At 43.8% G+C, this 17483-nt stretch carries 22 protein-coding genes and 2 tRNA genes; 8 read left to right on the top strand and 16 right to left on the bottom strand.

Annotated elements, in window-relative coordinates; translation table 11 throughout:
* Nucleotides 1-101: 101 nt before the first annotated feature.
* Nucleotides 102-174 (bottom strand) — tRNA-Gly (locus tag OCV88_RS12535).
* A gap of 220 nt (nt 175-394) precedes the next feature.
* Between OCV88_RS12535 and OCV88_RS12530 the strand changes: the two genes are divergently transcribed.
* Nucleotides 395-1756, top strand: coding sequence for a short-chain fatty acid transporter (locus OCV88_RS12530; protein ID WP_158425785.1), 1362 nt, complete (start codon nt 395-397; stop codon nt 1754-1756).
* Between the two features lie 106 nt (nt 1757-1862).
* Here OCV88_RS12530 and OCV88_RS12525 read toward each other — a convergent pair whose 3' ends face one another.
* The 11 genes from OCV88_RS12525 to OCV88_RS12475 are packed head-to-tail and all read right to left on the bottom strand — an operon-like array spanning nt 1863 to nt 9276.
* Complete coding sequence (locus OCV88_RS12525) at nt 1863-3581, bottom strand: Na(+)/H(+) antiporter subunit D (protein WP_158425784.1); 1719 nt, start codon at nt 3579-3581, stop codon at nt 1863-1865.
* On the bottom strand, nt 3550-3774 hold the full coding sequence (locus OCV88_RS12520) for a hypothetical protein (RefSeq protein WP_158425783.1): 225 nt from the start codon (nt 3772-3774) through the stop codon (nt 3550-3552). Before OCV88_RS12520 ends, OCV88_RS12525 begins: the two co-directional genes overlap by 32 nt.
* A 14-nt stretch (nt 3775-3788) precedes the next feature.
* The gene (locus OCV88_RS12515; protein ID WP_158425782.1) at nt 3789-5273 is read right to left on the bottom strand and encodes a monovalent cation/H+ antiporter subunit D family protein; all 1485 of its coding nucleotides are present in this window, start codon (nt 5271-5273) and stop codon (nt 3789-3791) included.
* The gene (locus OCV88_RS12510; RefSeq protein WP_158425781.1) at nt 5274-6770 is read right to left on the bottom strand and encodes a complex I subunit 5 family protein; all 1497 of its coding nucleotides are present in this window, start codon (nt 6768-6770) and stop codon (nt 5274-5276) included.
* Between the two features lie 6 nt (nt 6771-6776).
* Nucleotides 6777-7145, bottom strand: a complete 369-nt coding sequence (locus tag OCV88_RS12505) for a sodium:proton antiporter (RefSeq protein WP_158425780.1) — start codon at nt 7143-7145, stop codon at nt 6777-6779.
* Complete coding sequence (locus OCV88_RS12500; protein ID WP_158425779.1) at nt 7138-7584, bottom strand: MnhB domain-containing protein; 447 nt, start codon at nt 7582-7584, stop codon at nt 7138-7140. The genes OCV88_RS12505 and OCV88_RS12500 overlap by 8 nt, the downstream gene beginning before the upstream one ends.
* Nucleotides 7581-7877 (bottom strand): hydrogen gas-evolving membrane-bound hydrogenase subunit E, encoded by a 297-nt coding sequence (mbhE, locus tag OCV88_RS12495; protein ID WP_158425778.1) that lies wholly within the window; start codon nt 7875-7877, stop codon nt 7581-7583. The genes OCV88_RS12500 and mbhE overlap by 4 nt, the downstream gene beginning before the upstream one ends.
* Entirely contained in the window at nt 7874-8119 is a 246-nt protein-coding gene (locus tag OCV88_RS12490) for a Na(+)/H(+) antiporter subunit B (protein WP_158425777.1), read from the bottom strand. Before OCV88_RS12490 ends, mbhE begins: the two co-directional genes overlap by 4 nt.
* On the bottom strand, nt 8100-8438 hold the full coding sequence (mnhG, locus tag OCV88_RS12485; protein WP_158425776.1) for a monovalent cation/H(+) antiporter subunit G: 339 nt from the start codon (nt 8436-8438) through the stop codon (nt 8100-8102). The genes OCV88_RS12490 and mnhG overlap by 20 nt, the downstream gene beginning before the upstream one ends.
* Nucleotides 8438-8698 (bottom strand): MrpF/PhaF family protein, encoded by a 261-nt coding sequence (locus tag OCV88_RS12480; RefSeq protein WP_158425775.1) that lies wholly within the window; start codon nt 8696-8698, stop codon nt 8438-8440. The genes mnhG and OCV88_RS12480 overlap by 1 nt, the downstream gene beginning before the upstream one ends.
* A complete protein-coding gene (locus OCV88_RS12475; protein ID WP_158425774.1) occupies nt 8680-9276 on the bottom strand; it encodes a Na+/H+ antiporter subunit E in 597 nt (198 codons plus the stop codon). Before OCV88_RS12475 ends, OCV88_RS12480 begins: the two co-directional genes overlap by 19 nt.
* 441 nt (nt 9277-9717) lie before the next feature.
* Here OCV88_RS12475 and OCV88_RS12470 point away from each other — a divergent pair, with 441 nt between their 5' ends.
* Complete coding sequence (locus tag OCV88_RS12470) at nt 9718-10449, top strand: S1 RNA-binding domain-containing protein (RefSeq protein ID WP_158425773.1); 732 nt, start codon at nt 9718-9720, stop codon at nt 10447-10449.
* 57 nt (nt 10450-10506) lie between these two features.
* Nucleotides 10507-10950, top strand: coding sequence for a bifunctional (p)ppGpp synthetase/guanosine-3',5'-bis(diphosphate) 3'-pyrophosphohydrolase (locus tag OCV88_RS12465; protein WP_158425772.1), 444 nt, complete (start codon nt 10507-10509; stop codon nt 10948-10950).
* A 37-nt stretch (nt 10951-10987) separates the two neighbouring features.
* Here the strand turns inward: OCV88_RS12465 and OCV88_RS12460 are convergent, their stop codons facing one another.
* From OCV88_RS12460 to OCV88_RS12450, 3 genes are all read right to left on the bottom strand, one after another.
* Entirely contained in the window at nt 10988-11647 is a 660-nt protein-coding gene (locus OCV88_RS12460; RefSeq protein ID WP_158425771.1) for a YczE/YyaS/YitT family protein, read from the bottom strand.
* Nucleotides 11648-11741: 94 nt separating this feature from the next.
* Nucleotides 11742-11927, bottom strand: coding sequence for a ferredoxin (locus tag OCV88_RS12455; RefSeq protein ID WP_158425770.1), 186 nt, complete (start codon nt 11925-11927; stop codon nt 11742-11744).
* 149 nt (nt 11928-12076) lie between these two features.
* Nucleotides 12077-12149, bottom strand: a tRNA-Gly gene (locus OCV88_RS12450).
* A gap of 178 nt (nt 12150-12327) precedes the next feature.
* Between OCV88_RS12450 and OCV88_RS12445 the strand changes: the two genes are divergently transcribed.
* The gene (locus OCV88_RS12445) at nt 12328-12897 is read left to right on the top strand and encodes an FMN-binding protein (RefSeq protein ID WP_317258627.1); all 570 of its coding nucleotides are present in this window, start codon (nt 12328-12330) and stop codon (nt 12895-12897) included.
* A gap of 70 nt (nt 12898-12967) precedes the next feature.
* On the opposite strand, the gene OCV88_RS12440 is transcribed toward OCV88_RS12445, so the two are convergent.
* Entirely contained in the window at nt 12968-13207 is a 240-nt protein-coding gene (locus OCV88_RS12440) for a hypothetical protein (RefSeq protein ID WP_158425769.1), read from the bottom strand.
* A 195-nt stretch (nt 13208-13402) separates the two neighbouring features.
* Here OCV88_RS12440 and thyA point away from each other — a divergent pair, with 195 nt between their 5' ends.
* Genes thyA through ilvB form a run of 4 tightly spaced genes read left to right on the top strand, consistent with a single transcriptional unit; the run spans nt 13403 to nt 17477 of the window.
* Complete coding sequence (thyA, locus tag OCV88_RS12435; protein ID WP_158425768.1) at nt 13403-14251, top strand: thymidylate synthase; 849 nt, start codon at nt 13403-13405, stop codon at nt 14249-14251.
* A 30-nt stretch (nt 14252-14281) separates the two neighbouring features.
* Nucleotides 14282-14776 (top strand): dihydrofolate reductase, encoded by a 495-nt coding sequence (locus OCV88_RS12430; RefSeq protein WP_158425767.1) that lies wholly within the window; start codon nt 14282-14284, stop codon nt 14774-14776.
* Between the two features lie 3 nt (nt 14777-14779).
* A complete protein-coding gene (locus OCV88_RS12425; RefSeq protein ID WP_158425766.1) occupies nt 14780-15730 on the top strand; it encodes an AEC family transporter in 951 nt (316 codons plus the stop codon).
* 19 nt (nt 15731-15749) lie between these two features.
* Nucleotides 15750-17477 carry a biosynthetic-type acetolactate synthase large subunit gene (gene ilvB / locus OCV88_RS12420; RefSeq protein ID WP_158425765.1) on the top strand — a complete coding sequence of 576 codons (1728 nt, stop codon included), beginning with the start codon at nt 15750-15752 and terminating at the stop codon, nt 17475-17477.
* The last annotated feature ends 6 nt before the right edge of the window (nt 17478-17483 follow it).

Below are 17483 nucleotides of genomic sequence, written 5' to 3'. Positions count from 1 at the left end.
AAGCAGCCGGGGTGATGTCAGCTTCCGGCTGCTTTTGGTTGTGCACGTTCATAGCACACAAACAAAAAAAGAAGTATTATCACTGATAATACTTCTAAAAGAGCGCGAGACGGGACTCGAACCCGCGACCCCGACCTTGGCAAGGTCGTGCTCCACCAACTGAGCCACTCGCGCATAACTGTTTTGTGCTGAACACGAATTATAGTATACGGCAATGTGAAAGAATTGTCAATTCCTTTTTTGAAAAAATTGTATAAATATGGGAGTAATGGAAATAGAAAAATGACTAAAAAGTACAGCAGCTGGAAATGCTAATCACTGGATAAAGAGGAAAATTTCTCTTTTCACATATCCCGAAGACAAAATGTCTCGGATTTTTAACAGGAGATTACGTATGTTTAAAAAATTTACAAACGGATGTGTTCATCTGGTGCAGCGTTTTTTGCCGGATGCATTCATATTTTGTATTATACTGACCATTGTTGTATTTATTGCGGCGATTCCCGTAACTGGAATGAACCCGCTGGAAGTTGCGGACTGCTGGGGCCAGGGGATATGGGAACTGCTTGCATTTTCCATGCAGATGGCTCTGGTGCTTGTGTTTGGAACTGCTTTTGCCAATGCGCCGGCTGTAAAACGTCTGATTACCCGTCTGGCCTCTGTTCCAAAGCAGCCGGTTCAGGCTATTATATTTGTAACGGTAATTTCTATGCTCTGCTGCTGGTTAAATTGGGGATTTGGTCTGGTAGTCGGTGCGATTTTGGCGAAAGAAATTGCAAAAAAAGTTGCCCGGGTTGATTACCGTCTGCTGATAGCCTCTGCCTATTCGGGTTTTGTGGTATGGCATGGAGGTATTTCCGGCTCTATTCCGCTGACACTGGCTTCCTGGGATGAAAGCTTAAAGACAACGACAGCAGGGGCAGTAACTGCGTCGGTGCCTACATCTGAGACTATCTTTGCCCCATGGAATCTGATTCTGGTGGCAGTAATTATTCTGGTGGTTTCTTTTGTAAATGCCAGAATGCATCCCGCAGATTCTGAGGTGGTAGCTGTAGACCCGGCCCTTTTAATTGATGAGACAGAAAAAATTCCGAATCCTCATACCCCCGCAGAGAAACTAGAGAACAGTATGATTCTCTCCTGGGTGATTGCAGCTCTGGGAATTGTGTATCTGGTGTTTTACTTTGTTTCATCCGGTTCCTTTAACCTTTCCCTGAATATTGTAAATCTGATTTTTCTTGTTCTTGGCCTTATTTTTCATAAAACCCCTATCAGTTATGTGAGGGCTATTATGAACGCTGCAAAAAGTGCAGGAGGAATTATTCTTCAGTTTCCGTTTTATGCGGGAATTATGGGAATTATGACCGGCGTCGGTGCCGGCGGGATTTCACTGGCGGGAGCTATCAGCAGTTTCTTTGTAAATATTTCTAATACCGTTACTTTTCCGGTGTTTTCTTTCCTTGCGGCAGGAGTGGTAAACTTTTTCGTACCCTCCGGAGGCGGGCAGTGGGCAGTGCAGGCGCCCATTATGATGCCGGCAGGAAATCTTCTGGGGGTGGCTCCGGCCATTACCGGAATGGCGATTTCCTGGGGAGATGCCTGGACAAATATGCTGCAGCCCTTCTGGGCACTGCCGGCCCTTGGAATTGCAGGTCTTGGAGCAAGGGATATTATGGGATATTGTGCGGTGGTTCTGATTGTAACAGGACTGATTATATGCGGCGGATTTTTGTTCCTGGTGCCGTTGCTGGCGTAAAGTGAATCTCTGCTAAAATCAGAAGTGTGATAGAAAAAATATCCTGATGGTAAAACACGCAAACTATAAGCTGCGTTAAAACCATCAGGATATTTTTTAGGGATAATTACCTCATATGTTTTATTAAGATAAACAGAACAACTACTATAATAACAATTAAAATAGCCAGCATTCCTTCTCCAATCTGCCGTCGTTCTGTATCGGCATTTCTGGCGGAGGTATTATCTGTAAAGGAGCGTTTCAGATTCCGGTAAACTTTTCTGCCGTTTGTATCTACAAGCTCCTGTACTTTAAAGAAAAATCCGGATATCCCATGAATAAATTTTTTAAGGGGAACTCTGGCAAACCAGCCTGTATCCAGCGTCAGGGCTGTATGAGGCTCCATTTTGTTTAAATACATTAAAAATGGAAGCAGAGCGGCCGGAAGGAGCTGTACGTACTCCAGTATATGAGCAATGCCATACGGGTGATAGTTCATAGTGTATGGAAGCATCCGGTAAACCAGGTTTGGCGCCAGCCCGAAAAGGATACAGCAGAACGCACCGATTCCCATGGCCGCATACATATTTTTGGGAATAGGTTTTACAGAGAGATTCCGGTCTTTTCCAAAGAAAATAAAGTATCCCATTTTAAAAGGAATTGACAGGGCGGTACCGATACTTCCAAGCATCATTAACAGCTCTACAGCGTGATATCCGGCTCCGGCAGCTGCAGTCATTGATAAGGATTTGCAGGTAAAGCCGCAGAAAAGCGGAACTCCGGCAATGGAAAGCGCCGCCACAAAGAAAAAGATGCACAGCACAGGCATTTTTTTCGCCAGTCCTCCAAGCTGATTGATTTTCCGGATTCCGGTGGCAGTAATAATGGCACCGGCGCACATAAACAACAGCGACTTATATAACACATTACTGAAAGCCAGAGCAGAGGCGCCGTTGACTGCCAGTTCTGTGCCAAGGCCTACATCAGCTACCATGAAGCCAAGCTGGCTGATAATGTGGTAGGACAAAAGCCTGCGGATATCGTTTTCAATTAATGCAAAGCAGGCGCCGTACAGTATCATAATAAGTCCCAGGACAATGAGCATCTGAGAGCCTGCAAATACACGAATCAGACATAAGACAGCCAGTTTTGTGGTAAAGGAGCTTAAGTAGACGCTGCCTGTGACAGTTCCCTGGGGATATGCGTCAGGCACCCAGGCATGTACGGGCACAATAGCTGCATTGATGGCCATGCCAGAGAAAATCAGCCAGAATGCGATATCATGGGTTCCCGTAAGGTTGATAATCATGGGTTCCCCCTGGAAAAATTTTATCAGTATTCCAAAGAGTAAAAGGTTGCCGCCCAGCATATGAATCAGCAGATAGCGAAAACCGGCCTTGGTGGCCTTCTTTGTGTGACTGCCCCAGATTAAAAACAGGGAGGTTACAGCCATAAATTCCCAGAAAAGGATTAATGTCAGCCAGCCTCCGGCAAGAGTAACGCCTAAAGCTCCGCCGGCGTACCCCATAGAGGCGAAAGCCTCCAGACGATTGCTGTTGTGTGCCGCATAGATTCCGCCAATCAGCGCCATCAGTGAAAATACAAACAGGAAAATATAGTTCTCCTTTGTAACCTCAAGATAATGGAGGGTGTACTGTTCGGACAGTACGATAGCTGCAGAATCTCCGATTTTCAGCTGCATGGCAAAAAGAAACGTAACTGCAGGGCATCCGATCAGGAAAAACTTACGCCATTTTTCAGGCATCACTGCGGTGATTATACCGCAGATAATTAAAAATATACCAGGATGAATATTAGTGATCATCATTACCTCCATCTCCATCATAGTAATCTTCTGATTTCTGCAGCAATGGAGCCAGGATCCGTTTGGAAAACAGAATTAAAATCCAGGCTCCCGCAAAGCCGAAAATAATATAAAAACCGGCGCCGGAGGGGCCCTCAAATAAAAGCTGAAGAACGAAAGATAAAATCAAAATCAGGGCGATCAGGATATAGACAATTTTTTTTGTTTTACTCATAAGTCTCTCCTTTTTTAAGGTACCACTGCGCTGGCAGCTATTTCTGCCAGGTCATAGAGATTTAGTCCAAAGTTTGGCAGAATACCTAAAATAATTGTCAGAGCTGCAGTGATACAGATAGGAATCAGCATAAAAGGACTGGCTTCTTTTAAACGGGTAAACTCGCTGTCTGTGTTTTTGCTGAAAAAAGCAGTATAAGTAATGGGCAGCAGATAGGCAAGGCCAAGCATGGAGCTGGTAAGCAGGATGGCGATATAAACCGGCTGTCCCATATATAAGGCTCCCAGAGCCAGATTCCATTTACTGGTAAATCCCACAATAAAAGGAAGCCCGATAATGCCAAGGGAGGCTATGGTAAAGCAGATCATAGTAACGGGCATCTGGCGTCCGATACCTTTCATTTCACTGACATTGTTTTTGTGAGTAGTGACAATAATGGCACCGGCGCACATAAACAGAGTAATTTTCATCAGCGCATGGGCCACGATGTGAAACAGAGAACCCGTAAAACCATGGGAGGTTAGAAGGCAGGCCCCCAGGATAATATAGGACAGCTGTCCAACGGTGGAATAGGCCAGCCGCCGTTTTAAGTTGTCCTGCCTTAATGCGATCAGGGAAGATACGATAATGGTAAAAACTGCAAGCCATAAAAGTATCTGAGCGGCGCCGATTTCCTTTAACAGCCCCGGACCGAATACATATCCGATCATGCGGATGACACAGAATGCGCCGGCTTTTACAACGGCAACGGCGTGCAGCAGTGCGCTTACTGGTGTAGGCGCGATCATAGCCGCGGGCAGCCATCCGTGAAACGGCATAATGCCGGCTTTGACAGCTCCGGCCCCTGTCAGCAGGAAGAACAGTACAATCAGCATACCGGCAGAGCCTGCAGAAGCATTTAAAAATCCTCCCGGCTGAAAGGTAAGGGTATCGCTGATGCCGGATACCATGATAATTCCCATCAGAAAAAACTGTCCTGGGATTAACGTGTAAATTAAATATTTTCTGCCGGAAAATTTGGCCTCTTCATTTCGTTCATGGAATACCAGGGGCCAGGTGGCCATAGTAAGCATTTCAAAAAAGATGAAAAAGGTAACCAGGTTTGCGGAAAATGCGATTCCAATAGCAGAACAGATACAGATTGCAAAAAATGCATAAAATCCTGTCTGATTTTTTTCATGGTGTCCCCGCATATAGCCGATGGCGTAAAAAATTACAATTACGTATAACGTAGAAGAAACGCAGGCAAAAAGCATACCGGCGGCATCTGTCCGGAGGGTAAAAGAGATGGTGTCAGTGGCCTGAAACAAGGTCCATTCATATACGGTTCCCCCGTGGACATCTCCTGCCATGGAATAGATCAGACCGGCGGCGCCCACAGCGCAGGCAATGCTGAAAAATTCCCGCAGATTTGGTTTTTTGCTTGAAAATAATATCAGTATACATGCCAGCAAGGGGAATCCGGCAGCCAGGACAGGTCTTATATCAGTAATTATCATTTAAAATACCCCCTGTAATGTTGGTAATATAAGGTTAGAAGTAATGCCGCTGTTTAAGATACCCATAGCAATATTTCCAATGCCGAAGATCAGAAGCGGAATCAGCATAGTAAGAGGCAGTTCTAGATGCTTTGGAACCTTTCCTTTTTCTGATAATTCCGCAGATGCCGGAGAAATAAAGATTTTTTCCAGAACTCTCAGGAAATAAACGGCATTTAACAGGCTGCTGGCAATCAGGACAAACATATAGATGTACAGCTGCCGGTCCATGGCTCCGGTAAGGAGATACCACTTGCTGAAAAAACCGCCGGCAGGAGGAATACCTACCATAGCCAGAGAGGCGATTACCAGCGAAAAACAGGTCACAGGCATTTTTTTATGTAACTGGCCGAAGTGGCGGATATCCACAATTCCGAAACGGTACTGGATAGCTCCGATAATCAGGAACAGTCCTCCCTTCATAAAAATGTGATTCAATATATGAAGGAAGGAGCCGGTGACGCCGTAAAGATTGCCGATTCCAATACCAAGAGCTACATATCCAAGCTGGGCTACACTAGAGTAAGCCAGCATACGTCTGAAATCTGTCTGCCTGATTGCCATCAGGGAGCCGAAAATCATGCCCACGGCACCCAGAATGCCGAGAATTTCCGTGACGTCTTCGATAATCCAGTGGCGGATGCCAAAGATAAAGAAGAAAAAGCGGATCATAGCAAAGGCCGGAACCTTACTCATAGCGCCGGAGATCAGGGCAGATGCTCCGGGATGTGCATAGGAATATGCGTCCGGCTGCCAGATATGGAAGGGGAAAATCGCCATTTTGATTCCGAATGCCCCTACCAGACAGGCGCAGGCTAAAATCACCAAAGGTGAATGCATCTGTCCCTGAAGCAGTGCCGCCATATCGGCCATATTCAAAGTACCTGTCAGAGCATATAAAAGTCCGATGGCCATCAGGTAAAAGGATGCGCCGATAGTTCCAATCAGCAGATATCGAAATGCTGCCAGCACAGAACGTTTGCCCCCCATAGCCACAAGCCCGTAACAGGATAGTGAGGAAACCTCCAGAAATACATACAGGTTAAAAACGTCACCGGTTAATGTCATACCGCACAGACCCACGGTTAAAAGTCCAAGAAGGGCGTAAAAGCCGCCGGACTGAATAAAGCTTTTATTCTGCACAAAGCAGATACAGTAGACAGAAGTACACAAAGCAATAAAGGTGAGAAAAACTGTCAGGATGCCGTTTAACGGGTCAATGACAAATTCAATGCCGATAGGCGGGGCCCAGTTGCCCATATAATAATGTATCGTATGTTCACCGGTTTGAAATACCTGGTATAAAAGGCCGGCGGAACAAAGAAAAGAAGCTGCCAGTGAAGCAATGACAAGGATTTTTCCAAGCTGCCCCATGATCTTGCTTAAAAAAGTGCATAAAAGGGCGGCAGACAGTGGCAAAAGCACAATCAGAACCGGCAGATGTGTTGTCAGAACCATTTGCAGTTACCTCCGTAAAATTTCATCTTCTTCCACGGAACCATAGCTTTCTTTTAATCGCATAAGAAGTGCTAAAGCTACGCCTGTGGTGCCTAAGCTTACAACAATTGCCGTCAGCATCAGTGCGTGGGGCAGCGGGTTTGAATAGGCGTCAGCGTTGGAGGTGACACCGTCTAGAACAGGAATCATTGCTCCAAGTTTCTCTGAAAAGCAGAGAAAAAACAGGATGACGGCAATCTGCATAATATTCATGCACATCATTTTTTTCATATAGTTTTTACAGCTGATCATGCCGTAAACACCCAGGAAAAACAGGATAAAAACAAGGCAGTAAATCCCCCGGGATGCAAGAAATGTATTTAATGTATCAATCATGATCCTCAAAATCCTCTCTCTTTAGTAACGCTTCTAGAATGGTGGTAATTGTCATCATAACGCAGATAGTAACCCCTGCTTCGATCAGGAAGATACCAAGTTCATGCAGATGTACATAATCCAGCCATTTAAAAGGAAGATGTCCGTATTCCAGAAACTGTCCGCCGTTAGAAAAGGTCAGCCATCCGGTAAAACAGTATAGAAAAGCTCCCAGCCCGGCAATGCCTGCAGCAGTAGTGCCGCTGATGCTGAAAAAGGAATTTTTCCCTTTTACCAGCCGGGAGAAAACAATTCCAAGGGCCAGGACAGCTCCCGCCTGAAAGCCGCCGCCGGGGCCCAGCTCGCCGGCTGCCAGCACATAGATGGCATACATCATGGAAAAAGGAATAATCAGACGTGTGGAAATATCCAGGATCGTTCCGCCAAATCGTTTTTTCATTTTTTCTTGTCCCCCTTTTTCTTTTCACTGACCAGAATTAAAGTAACAACCAGACCTGATACAAACATAACGGAGGTTTCCAGCATGGTATCAAAGCCCCTGTAATCCGCCAGGGTTCCGGATACGATATTATCTGCTCCGGTATCTTTTTTGCTGTTTTCAATATAATAATTGGATACATGCGAGTTTGGAGCAGAATCCTTATCGCCGATTGCCGGAAGGTATTTAGAACCAAGACAAAATGCGGCAGTCATAAACGCAAGTACAAGAAAGGTTACAATTTTTTGTCTCATTTTTTACACCACCTGTCCACTTTTTTCAGAGCAACGGCAAAAAATACGGTAGACATAGTACCAATGACCGCTTCTGTGAAGGCAACGTCAGGAGAACCGAAGATCAGATATGTAAGTACTGCACAAAAGCTGAAGGCGCAGAATAAAAGTGTGCATGCAAATAAATCCGGGTCAAATATAATAGCAATGGTAATAAAAATCAGAAACAGAAGTAAAACTGCTTCAATGATTAGAATCTGCATGGTCCGCCTCCTTTCTGCTGCTAACCGACATTTTATAACCGGTCTGATAAGCGGTTCTTGCCAGGATATGCGTTCCAATGGGATTACATATACAGACAAGTATAAATAAAATAGCAATTTTAACAGATAAAATATGAAATCCCGTGTTGATAATAAAACCGGTACAGGTCAGCAAAAGACCGATGGTCTCGCTGTTGCCGGATGTATGACACCGGGAGTAAAAGTCCGGAAGCCGGCTGATCCCGATGCTTGTGATAACACAGAAAAACAAACCTGCAAAAAGAAAACAGGCGGAAATGATTTCGCGAACAGTAAGCATTATTTTTTCCCTCCCAGATATTTTGCTACAATGATGTTAGTTACAAAGCCGAGGATTCCGTATGCAATGGCGATATCAATAAACATTTCCGGCCGGCCGTCTAAAAAGCCGTACAGAACAAGCAGAATCACAACATTAGCGCCGATAACAGAAAGTCCGTTCATACGGTCATATATGGAAGGGCCTTTGATCATTTTAATGACCATCAGAAAAATAATGAACAGTAAGACGGCCATAATAATCAGGTAGATGGTGTGCATAGAGTCCCTCCTTCTGAAATAACGGTGAAATAATCCGGTTCCCGTAAAAGACGGGCAACTTTTTTGGCCATGCTGCCGCTTTTGATTCCTTCAGATGCTGCAGGCGTCAGGGAATGAATCTCAAAAATCCCATCGGCGGTTACATTTAACGTCAGAGTACCCGGCGTAAGGGTGATGGAATTGGCCAGCAGTGTGATGGCCAGCGGATTATCGTATTTTACCTGAAACCGGATGACCTCCGGAGTAATCGGAAGACTTTTTTTCAGAACAGCCTTTGCCACATCAATGTTAGACAAAATCAGTTCTTTTAAAAGCCAGATCAGGTAGACGGCAAGACCGGGCAGCGGTACTGCCAGAGCAAAATATTTTTTCGTCTGCGACTGATTGCGGATCATAAAAAGCGGTGTACATACCCAGGCTACAGTAAGTGATGCAATGATACCGATAATCAAAAATTTCAGATGCAAAGATCCACTGATTAAAAGCCAGAATATGAACAGGTAAATAGAAAACCTGGCATAATGACAGACCGGGTTTCCAACGACGTCCTTATCGTCCAGATATAATCTTTTTTTCATATGTATCCCCCATGTTTTTGATATGTTTCAGACATTTTATGTCCGGTTGAATTTGTGTTCTGGATTTATATATGTTCTTCACTGGCATATCTGTCAGATAAGAACAGTTAAGAATCTGTTTTTTCAGAAAAAGGTGCTCGGCATGTCTGCCGTCATAAGAAACTAATTGGTTTTTTCTGCATGTATACCAGTATAGACTATATAGTAACAATATATTCAATTGTAAAATGGACGGAAATCTGACAATTTAGGATATGTATGAAAAAAAATACGAAAGCATTCTGAAAATATCTGGATATCTGTTGGGAAGAGTGAAAGATTTCAGTCTGTTTTTCAAAAAACATCCGGGTGTTTACAAAAAGTTTAGGAAAGATTTCTTTTATTTTGCGATTTTAGAAGTTATAATAAGCGTATGTCTGACGGAAAGGATAGGAAACAGGAATGGCAGAAGAAGTTAAAACAGCAGCCGAAATGGCACAAAAAGAAACAATGGATGATTTTTCAACAGAGCTTGAGGAATCTTATAAAGTAATGGGAGACGGTGAATATGATACCGATACCTTACTTGCATGGCAGAAAATTCAGGAATATCTGGAGAAAAAAGAGATTCTCACAGTGACCGTTTCAGGAATTGTCAATAAAGGAGTGATTGCTCTGGTGGAAGGCATCAGAGGATTTATTCCGGCATCCCGTCTGGATTTAAAACCGGTGGAAGATACCAATCCATGGCTGGGCCGTGAGGTGCGTGTGAAAGTTATCAATGCAGACCAGGAAAAAAATAAGCTGGTGCTTTCTGCACGGGAAATCCTCCGGGAGGAAGCAGCGGATGCAAGAAAGAAAAAAATTGCGGATATTAAGGTGGGAGCAGTGCTGGAAGGAACAGTAGATTCCCTGCAGACCTATGGAGCTTTTGTTGATCTTGGAGACGATATCAGCGGTCTGCTTCATGTATCCCAGATCAGTACTCAGAGAATTAAGCATCCCGGGGCGGTCCTTGAAGAGGGACAAAAAGTTACTGTCAAGGTTATTAAAAATCAGGATGGAAAACTGGGGCTTAGCATGAGGACTCTGATGGAAGAGAAGGAGCAGGAAGAGGAAGTGAAAGTTCAGATTCCAAAATCAGAGGAGATCGGTACTTCACTGGGTGACTTGTTTAAAAATCTACATATCTAAGATGAAAAGCGGCACAATTTCTGGTTGTGCCGTTTTAATTTGTACGGGAGGAAGAGTATGATTTACACAGATATGACAAAAAAGGCGTTAAAGCTCTGCTTTGAGGCGCACAAAGATCAGACAGATCAAACAGGGATGCCCTATGTATTTCATCCCTTTTATCTGGCAGAACAGATGGAGGGTGAGGTGACGGTGGCTGTGGCGCTGCTCCATGATGTGGTGGAGGACAGCGGTTATACGCTGGAGGACTTAAAGGACATGGGATTTTCAGATCAGGTGCTGGAAGCAGTGGGACTTTTGACCCATGAAAAAGGCGTTCCATATATGGATTACGTTGCAGAAATAAAAAAGAATCCTGCAGCCAGGGCGGTTAAACTGGCGGATCTGGCCCACAACAGCGATGTTACCAGATTTTCAAAGGATGATGGAATTCCCCAGGAGAAAAAAGACTGGTGGGCAGAAAAATACAGCAGAGCAAGAGCGCTGTTAGAAGACATGTAAAAAGATTTTTCAGATAGTTTTTATGGTCAGGCCGGTTTTATTTTTGTACAGGAACCAGCCCGATTCGTTCATAAAAACGATTTAATTTCTTATTATATAATTTGATAGTCATCCCCACCAGAATAGCAGCTGCAACGGTTCCTTCCCGGACACCCATAAGTTTATGAGAAATTACGAAAGAACAAATTACAGCAATGGCCACCTGGCAGCAGTCAAAGATCGTCTTGACTTTTCCAAATTCTGCCTGTAATACTTTAGAGATTGTCAGCACAAGACCATCAACAGCCAGAGTCAGAACGCCGGAGCGGATTTCCATGCTGACCCCAAACCCGATAATAAACGTACTGAGAAGGCAGAGAAACCACTGTACGGCATAGTGATCAGGTGAAACTCCGGAAAGAATGGTAAGTGATAAATCATTGAACCAGCCAAATAATAGAACAACGCCCAGCTGGAGCAGCTGAAAGGGACGAAAATTTTTTCTTAAGATCAGGATTTCAATCAGAATATAAACAGATTGTATGACAATCGTGAGCTGTCCCATGGTAAACGGCAGGGTGAGACTTAAAACGTAGGGAATACTGGCTACCGGGGAGGTGCCAAGACTGGCCTTTGCCGACAGTGCGATGCCAAAGGCTAATATGTACAGACCTAAGAAGAAAAACAGGTATCGTTTCAGATATTCTTTTTTGGACATATAGTATGTTTCCTTTCTCTTTGTCCGCCTGCGGCGGGTCGCTTTTGCAACATGACTGCCCTGGACATTTCAGGACAGTCATCTGAGGCATCATTTAACCTTCGGTATGGATTACGCTCACCGGACATCCGTCTGCGGCAGTCTGAGTGTCGTCTTCCTCAGAAGCTGACGGCTGTGTATGCACGCGGGCAAGTCCGTCGTCACCCATTTCAAAAACTGCTGGACATGTGCCTGCACACAGTCCGCATCCGATACATCCTTCTTCAATGGTTACAGTCATGGCTGTTCTCCTTTCTGTGGGTATTACATAACGTTAGGTTACCCATTGCAGCTTTGATTATGCAAAGGATGCTCCGGGAAAACAAAAAGGAAAACGTAAAACGTCCTGATAAAAAAGAAATGCCGGATACTACATCCGGACATCAAAAAAGCGCGAGACGGGACTCGAACCCGCGACCCCGACCTTGGCAAGGTCGTGCTCCACCAACTGAGCCACTCGCGCATACAGCTTAACTTGTGTTAAGCACAGGTAATAATATACCGTAAGAATCAGAAGTTGTCAACAAGGAATTTTACAAACTTAAAAAAACTTAAAAAAATTGTTTTCTGAGATTTTCAGTCATATTTTTTAAATTCTTTCATATGATTTACAAAGTGTGGTTTGAGGAGGGAGATATACTTTGAGTGGAAAAACAAAAATTGTTGTATTTCGGATGAAAGAGTTAATCTATACGCTGGTTTTTATTGTTCTGGCGATTGTACTGATCCTGCTGCTGGTATTTATGTTCCGGCCGGGAAAAGATAAAGAGGCGGAAGAGACGGCTGCATATACAGCGGGAGTATATACTTCTTCTATACAATTTCAGGGGCAGACAATTGATGTCCAGGTAGTAGTAGATGAAAATCATATCAACGCTGTTTCCTTTGTAAATCTGGATGAATCCGTGGCAACTATGTATCCTTTGATGCAGTCATCCATGGATAGTATCAGTCAGCAGATTTATGAAAAACAATCGCTGGATGATATTACATATTCGGAAGAAAACCAGTATACTGCCACCATGCTGCTGAATGCGGTAAATAATGCATTGGATAAGGCCAGGGGAGAAAATGCTTCTGACCCATCAGAGGGCGGTGAGGATAAAAGTGCGGACGGAAATGCATCCAAAGAACAATCAGAGTCCGTTCAGGATGAAAATGAGAAAACAGGCAGTGAGCAGACGCAAAAGTCTGATGACAGCAAAAAATAATCAGGAAAATAACAGGGAGAAACATAATTTTATGCTTCTCCCTGTCTGTAAGTACGGAATAGATTCTGTTTTAATTTTCATTTAACGTTTTAAGATAATCCTGGGTGGCATCCAGATTAATATCAGTTTTGGTTACCGGTTTTTTGTCCTGTACATACTTGTAACCGGAAAAACCGATCCAGGCGGCGAAAGCTGCACAGATGAGCACGCCTAGTATTTTCAGTCCTGTTTTTTTCCGTTTTTCTTTTTTAATAATTTTCTTCCGGTTCTTTTTCTCTTCTTTATATCGGTCCACTTTTGCCTGACTCATGGGAAACTCCTTTAAACTTCGTAAATTTATACTTTTTTAGTATACACTATTTTGCCGGTAAAGGGAAAGGGGTTTTTGGGGAAATAAATAATAAGTATGTACCCGGTAACTACTTTATATATAGAGTATCTTTTGCTATAATAGTGCAAATTAGCTTTTTTTATATACTGATATTACGGTCAGGAGGGCAAAATCATGAGTTACGCAGATCAGGTATTTATCTCTATGTGCAGAGATATTATAGAACATGGAACCAGTACAGAGGGAGAAAAAGTGCGTCCCAAATGGGAGGACGGTACCTCTGCTTATACCATCAAGCAATTTGGCGTGGTAAACCGCTATGATCTGTCAAAAGAGTTTCCGGCGCTGACCTTAAGAAAAACGGCTATCAAAAGCTGTACAGATGAAATGCTTTGGATTTGGCAGCAGAAGTCCAGTAATATTCATGATCTGCACAGTCATGTGTGGGATGAATGGGCAGATGAGACAGGTTCTATTGGAAAAGCTTACGGTTATCAGATGGGGGTGAAGCATCAGTATAAGGAAGGCATGATGGATCAGGTAGACCGGGTGATTTACGATCTGAAGCATAATCCATACAGCCGGCGTATTATGACAAATATTTATGTACACCAGGACCTGCATGAAATGAATCTGTATCCATGCGCTTATAGTATGACCTTTAATGTGACTAAGAGGCCGGACTGTGAGAAGCTGGTATTAAACGGTATTTTAAATCAGAGATCACAGGATATTCTGGCGGCAAATAACTGGAATGTGTGTCAGTATGCGGTGCTTTTACATATGCTGGCTCAGGTATGTGATATGCAGGCGGGAGAGTTTGTACATGTTATTGCGGATGCCCATATTTATGACCGCCATGTGCCGCTGATTAAAGAACTCATCAGCCGGGAGAGCTATCCTGCGCCGAAGTTCTGGCTGAATCCGGAAGTGAAGGACTTTTATCAGTTTACAAGAAATGATGTGAGACTGGACGATTATGTCACAGGTCCCCAGATTACAAATATTCCCATTGCCGTGTAATATTGCAGTGGAAGAGGGAAGGAAAAGATCATGAATCTGATTGCAGCTGTAGATAAAAACTGGGCCATCGGCCTGAACAATAAACTGCTGGTGAGTATTCCGGCAGATATGAAATTTTTCCGGGAGGTAACAACCGGAAATGTGGTTGTTATGGGAAGGAAGACACTGGAGAGCTTTCCAAACGGACTGCCCTTAAAGAAGCGGACAAACATTGTACTGACCTCGGATCGTTCCTATCAGGTGAAGGATGCGGTGATAGTACATGATATGGAAGAGCTTCGTGAAGAACTGAAAAAATACCCTTCTGAGCGTATTTATGTGATCGGCGGAGAAAGTGTTTACCGTCAGCTGGTAGATGAATGTGAGGTAGCTCATATTACAAAAATAGACTATGAATATGAGGCAGATTCTTATTTTCCGAATCTGGATGAAAATCCGGAGTGGGTGATCACAGCAGACAGTGAGGAACAGACCTATTTTGATCTGGAATATTATTTTTACAAATATGAAAAAAAGAAGGCGTAATCAATGAATAATCTGCTTTTCAGCGTTAATGTAACAATCCCTATTTTTCTTGTAATGGTGCTGGGATATGTGCTGAGACGCATTGGAATGCTGAATGATAACTTTGTAACCATAGCTAACAAATTTAATTTTAAGGTTACACTGCCGTTCCTGTTGTTTCGGGATTTGTCAACAGTTGACATACAGAATGTGTTTGATCTGAAATTTGTGCTGTTCTGCGCGGTTTCAACAACCATCTGTTTCTGGGGTGTCTGGGGACTGGCAAAAATTTTTATGAAAGACAAAACGATGATCGGGGCTTTTACCCAGGCATCTTTTCGAAGCAGTGCGGCTGTCATGGGACTGGCCTTTATCCAGAATATATATGGATCGGCTACCATGGGTTCTCTGATGATTATCGGAGCAGTACCGCTGTATAATATATTTTCAGTACTTGTACTTACCTTTGAGGGCAGTGACCCTAAAGGAGATCATAGTACGGGAAGACTGAAGCAGGCCGGCATTAATATTCTTAAAAATCCGATTATTATTGCCATTGTCCTCGGTCTTATTGTGGCATTATTACATAATCCACTGCCTACCCTTATCAATAAGACCGTAAGCTCCACTGCCCAGATGGCGACCCCACTGGCTTTGATTGCTTTAGGCGCGGGATTTGAAGGAAAAAAAGCACTGGCCAAAATTAAACCGACACTGGCATCGGCATTTATTAAGCTGATTGCCCAGGCAGCCATCTTTGTTCCCATTGCAGCAGCATTTGGATTCAGAGGGGAGAAAATGGTAGCGCTTGTTATTATGCTTGCAGCGCCGGCTACTCCCAGCTGCTATATTATGGCAAAAAATATGAACAATGACGGCGTATTGACAGCAAGTATTGTTGTGACAACCACATTGCTTGCAGCGGTCACACTGACGGGATGGATTTTTATTCTGAAAAGTGTGGGATGGATATAGACGTTAAGGAGATTTTGATATGGATATTACAGGAAAAAAAATGTTTGTAAAAGCCCTGAAGGAAGAGGGTGTAGATACAATATTTGCATATCCGGGAGGAACAGTTACCGATCTGTTTGATGAACTGTACCGGGACAATGAGATTCATCTTGTACTGCCCCGGCATGAGCAGGCGCTGGTGCATGAGGCGGAAGGATATGCCAGGGAAACAGGAAAAGTCAGCGTATGTCTTGTAACCAGCGGTCCTGGTGCCACTAATACCATTACCGCAATTGCGGATGCCTTTTATGACAGTATTCCCATGGTGGTTTTTACCGGACAGGTACCTTTAAGCCTTATTGGGAATGATGCTTTTCAGGAAGTAGATATTGTAGGCATGACAAGAAGCATTACAAAATACGGTGTTACAGTCAGAGACCGAAAGGATCTGGGAAAGATCTTAAAGATGGCATTCCAGATTGCCGCTTCCGGAAAACCAGGTCCGGTACTTGTGGATCTTCCCAAAGATATACAGCTGGCGTCCGGTCCGGCGGAGTATCCGGAAAGTGTAGATATCAGAGGATATAAACCAAATGAGGGCGTACATTTAGGACAGCTGAAAAAGGCTGTAAAATTATTAAAAGTAGCCAGAAGGCCTGTGATTTTAGCCGGAGGGGGTATCAAGATTGCAGGTGCAAGTGAGCTTCTTGAGGAGGTTGTCAACCGCACACATATTCCGGTTGTTACAACGGTTATGGGAAAAGGCGCGGTTGCAAGTGATAATCCGTATTATATAGGAAACAGCGGAATGCATGGACGTTATGCGGCCAATATTGCAGTGTCCAAATGTGATGTACTGTTTTCCATCGGCACCCGTTTTAACGACCGGATTACCGGAGATTTAAACGAATTTGCACCGAAAGCTAAAATTGTTCATGTGGACATAGATGCTGCTGCTATTTCCAGAAATGTAGTGGTAGACGTTCCCATTGTTGCAGATGCTAAAATTGCACTGGAACAGATGGTTGAGTGGGTGGAAGAAAAAGATACGGAAGAATGGTTAAAACAGATAGCAGTATGGCAGCAGGAAAATCCTCTGGAAATGCGCAGAGATAAGGGGATGTCCCCCCAGATGATTATGGAAGGGTTAAATCAGGCATTTGAAGAGGTTACCTATGTCACCGATGTGGGACAGCATCAGATGTGGGCTTCTCAGTATCTGGAAGTGAACGATAAAAAGACAATTATTACTTCCGGGGGGCTTGGAACCATGGGATTTGGTTTCCCGGCAGCTGTAGGCGCCAAGATTGCACATCCTAAAAAGCCTGTAGTCTGTATCACCGGTGATGGCGGATTTCAGATGAATATGCAGGAGATGGCAACTTCTGTAATGGAGGATGCTCCGGTGATTGTATGTCTGTTAAATAATTATTACCTTGGAATGGTGCGCCAGATGCAGCAGCTGTTTTATGGAAAACGTTATGCGGCAACCTGTCTGCGGAGAAGAAAGGGATGCCCGGATTTTTGTAAAGGGCCAAATGAAAACTGTCCGCCGTATGAACCGGATTTTATGAAATGGGCAGAAAGCTATGGTGTTCATGGAATCCGCGTAACAAAGGAAGAAGATATCATTCCGGCTATTGAAGCGGCAAAAGCCAATACAGATGCAAGTACCGTGATTGAATTTATGATTGCCACAGAAGATATTGTACTTCCTATGGTGCCTGGCGGAAAAGCGATGAATGAAATGATTTTGAAAGGGAAATAGGAGGAA

This window comes from Brotonthovivens ammoniilytica (assembly GCF_025566885.1).
In the GTDB taxonomy this organism is placed as follows: Bacteria; Bacillota; Clostridia; order Lachnospirales; family Lachnospiraceae; genus Brotonthovivens; species Brotonthovivens ammoniilytica.
The sequence above is the reverse complement of the archived record's forward strand: the minus strand, read 5'-3'. Positions and strand labels throughout refer to the sequence as shown.

Bases quoted from the DNA above. Each gene is read 5' to 3' on its own strand.
- OCV88_RS12530 (WP_158425785.1), top strand. From the start codon at position 395: ATGTTTAAAAAATTTACAAACGGATGTGTTCATCTGGTGCAGCGTTTT.
- OCV88_RS12525 (WP_158425784.1), bottom strand. From the start codon at position 3,581: ATGATGGAGATGGAGGTAATGATGATCACTAATATTCATCCTGGTATA.
- OCV88_RS12520 (WP_158425783.1), bottom strand. From the start codon at position 3,774: ATGAGTAAAACAAAAAAAATTGTCTATATCCTGATCGCCCTGATTTTG.
- OCV88_RS12515 (WP_158425782.1), bottom strand. From the start codon at position 5,273: ATGATAATTACTGATATAAGACCTGTCCTGGCTGCCGGATTCCCCTTG.
- OCV88_RS12510 (WP_158425781.1), bottom strand. From the start codon at position 6,770: ATGGTTCTGACAACACATCTGCCGGTTCTGATTGTGCTTTTGCCACTG.
- OCV88_RS12505 (WP_158425780.1), bottom strand. From the start codon at position 7,145: ATGATTGATACATTAAATACATTTCTTGCATCCCGGGGGATTTACTGC.
- OCV88_RS12500 (WP_158425779.1), bottom strand. From the start codon at position 7,584: ATGAAAAAACGATTTGGCGGAACGATCCTGGATATTTCCACACGTCTG.
- mbhE (WP_158425778.1), bottom strand. From the start codon at position 7,877: ATGAGACAAAAAATTGTAACCTTTCTTGTACTTGCGTTTATGACTGCC.
- OCV88_RS12490 (WP_158425777.1), bottom strand. From the start codon at position 8,119: ATGCAGATTCTAATCATTGAAGCAGTTTTACTTCTGTTTCTGATTTTT.
- mnhG (WP_158425776.1), bottom strand. From the start codon at position 8,438: ATGCTTACTGTTCGCGAAATCATTTCCGCCTGTTTTCTTTTTGCAGGT.
- OCV88_RS12480 (WP_158425775.1), bottom strand. From the start codon at position 8,698: ATGCACACCATCTACCTGATTATTATGGCCGTCTTACTGTTCATTATT.
- OCV88_RS12475 (WP_158425774.1), bottom strand. From the start codon at position 9,276: ATGAAAAAAAGATTATATCTGGACGATAAGGACGTCGTTGGAAACCCG.
- OCV88_RS12470 (WP_158425773.1), top strand. From the start codon at position 9,718: ATGGCAGAAGAAGTTAAAACAGCAGCCGAAATGGCACAAAAAGAAACA.
- OCV88_RS12465 (WP_158425772.1), top strand. From the start codon at position 10,507: ATGATTTACACAGATATGACAAAAAAGGCGTTAAAGCTCTGCTTTGAG.
- OCV88_RS12460 (WP_158425771.1), bottom strand. From the start codon at position 11,647: ATGTCCAAAAAAGAATATCTGAAACGATACCTGTTTTTCTTCTTAGGT.
- OCV88_RS12455 (WP_158425770.1), bottom strand. From the start codon at position 11,927: ATGACTGTAACCATTGAAGAAGGATGTATCGGATGCGGACTGTGTGCA.
- OCV88_RS12440 (WP_158425769.1), bottom strand. From the start codon at position 13,207: ATGAGTCAGGCAAAAGTGGACCGATATAAAGAAGAGAAAAAGAACCGG.
- thyA (WP_158425768.1), top strand. From the start codon at position 13,403: ATGAGTTACGCAGATCAGGTATTTATCTCTATGTGCAGAGATATTATA.
- OCV88_RS12430 (WP_158425767.1), top strand. From the start codon at position 14,282: ATGAATCTGATTGCAGCTGTAGATAAAAACTGGGCCATCGGCCTGAAC.
- OCV88_RS12425 (WP_158425766.1), top strand. From the start codon at position 14,780: ATGAATAATCTGCTTTTCAGCGTTAATGTAACAATCCCTATTTTTCTT.
- ilvB (WP_158425765.1), top strand. From the start codon at position 15,750: ATGGATATTACAGGAAAAAAAATGTTTGTAAAAGCCCTGAAGGAAGAG.